Here is a 2,099-nt window from a genome sequence, read left to right as displayed (position 1 = left end):
CAATTGCAATTAATATGAATAAGAATCAAATTATAAAACAACTAAAAACAAATAAGCCAATTTCAGCTGACAAGTTTGCTGAAATTGCACTGAAAGCTATTCATAAAAATAAATTAGTAATTTGTCCAATGCCATTAAAAAAAACGATGGACGTATTCTTTACTTTATTTCCTTATCTTCATAAAAAGCTAATGCGTTTCGTATGTCGAATTGGTCGTAAAGCAAAAATGACGGAAATATAAATATCTGATTGTTTTTTATTTACAGTTAAAAACAATTGTGATAATATGGAAAAAATCAAATGCAGTGAAGAGAAGAGTAAATAAAATGAATTTTTCACAGAGAGCTCCATTTAGCTGAAAAGGAGTAAAAATTCTTTATTGAACCAAGCCTCTGAGCAGCGCATCGGAACCTATTATTAGGGGATGGTGTGACGGGAGCTCCCGTTATAGAGCTATGGTATAAGCATGAATGAGAATGCAGTACCTGATAAGGTTAGTATGGTGACATATTAACAAACTAGGGTGGCACCGCGATGATAAATCTCGTCCCTAAGATTAAAAGTCTTGGGGGTGGGATTTTTTTATTGTTGTAAAACAATTTGTAAAGCGGGGGCCAAAAAATGAAAAACTTACTTAAAGATTGGAAATATCCTTTATTACTATTGTCCGGAGTTGGTATTGCGAATTTAGGGGCATGGATTTACTTAATAGCACTGAATGTACTTGTCTATAATATGGGTGGCTCAGCCTTAGCTGTTGCTACTTTATATGTAATAAAACCATTAGCCACTTTATTTACAAACGCTTGGTCTGGGAGTATGATTGATCGTTTAAATAAACGGAAATTAATGATTCACCTCGATATATATCGGGCGTTATTTATCGCTATTTTACCTTTACTTCCGTCACTTTGGATTGTTTATGTATTTGTATTCTTTATAAGTATGGCCAGTGCAATTTATGAGCCAACTGCTATGACGTATATGACGAAATTAATTCCAGTAGAACAAAGACAACGTTTCAACTCATTACGTAGTTTAATAGGATCTGGTGCATTTTTAATTGGTCCAGCGATAGCAGGGGTTTTATTAATTGCGAGTACACCAGAGATTGCTATATATATAAATGCTATAGCATTTATCTTATCAGGATTCATTACATTACTTTTACCTAATCCTGATAAGAAAGAAGATTTGGATACAACTAGTAATACATTATCTCTTACAGTATTAAAAAAAGATTGGAACACTGTTATAAATTTTAGTAGAAAACATGTGTATGTCGTATGTGTGTATTTCTTATTTCAAAGTATGTTCGTATTAGCAACTGCTACTGATTCACTTGAACTATCGTTTGCGAAAGAGGTATTACTACTAACAGATAGCGAATACGGTTTTCTAGTTAGTATAGCTGGTGCAGGAATTATTTTAGGTGCCATAACAAATACAATTTTATCAAAGAAATTAGCACCTTCATTTCTAATTGGAATAGGGTCATTATTCATCGCAATTGGTTATTTAATTTATGCTTTTTCAAATGTATTTTTAATAGCTGCTATTGGATTCTTTATTTTATCTTTCTCTATGGCATATGCAAATACAGGATTTTATACATTTTACCAAAATAACGTTCCCGTTCATATAATGGGACGGATCGGGAGTATATATGGACTTGTTATTGCGTTAGTAACAATCTTTATTACAATATTATCTGGTGTTGCGACTCAGTTCATTTCTATACAACTTGTAGTTATTGTAGGTTCATTCATCATGTTATTTATTACTATCGTCTTGTGTGTGTTTACTTTATTCCCATCACAATCTAAGTTGTATTTTACTGAATCAATAAAGTGAAACTTTAATCAGGGGGCATCCCCCCCCACTGATTATCAGCCCTCACCAAGCGGGCTTTTACGGGCAGCAGGGTCCCCACTTAACTTCTTTGCTTTCGCTGAATTTTGAGATGGGGGTCTTACTGCCCACAAATAGCGGGATAAATTCGAAATGAACTTTGTGTTCTCATTAACAATTTATCGTATTTAATAAAAGGGTTTTTTCCCCTTTATATGGAAAAATCAATAAGGGGAAAGAACAATAC

The 2,099-nt window shown here is 33.3% G+C and carries 1 protein-coding gene, 1 pseudogene and 1 other annotated feature; the gene and the pseudogene both read left to right on the top strand.

What is annotated here, in order from left to right; all coding sequences use genetic code 11:
* Window positions 1-242 (top strand): annotated as a pseudogene (locus GBN78_RS29580) (oxidoreductase); the annotation flags it as partial.
* Between the two features lie 55 nt (window positions 243-297).
* Window positions 298-556 (top strand) — a binding site (T-box leader).
* Between the two features lie 66 nt (window positions 557-622).
* Complete coding sequence (locus tag GBN78_RS29575) at window positions 623-1,855, top strand: MFS transporter (protein ID WP_098939623.1); 1,233 nt, start codon at window positions 623-625, stop codon at window positions 1,853-1,855.
* Window positions 1,856-2,099 lie beyond the last annotated feature (244 nt).

Source organism: Bacillus sp. B2-WWTP-C-10-Post-4 (assembly GCF_009183805.1).
GTDB classification, from domain to species: domain Bacteria; phylum Bacillota; class Bacilli; order Bacillales; family Bacillaceae_G; genus Bacillus_A; species Bacillus_A cereus.
Note: the sequence above shows the minus strand (reverse complement) of the source record. Positions and strands in the feature narration are given on the sequence as shown.

What these genes read in the sequence shown, in the direction of transcription:
- GBN78_RS29575 (WP_098939623.1), top strand. Translation starts at nt 623, where the DNA reads ATGAAAAACTTACTTAAAGATTGGAAATATCCTTTATTACTATTGTCC.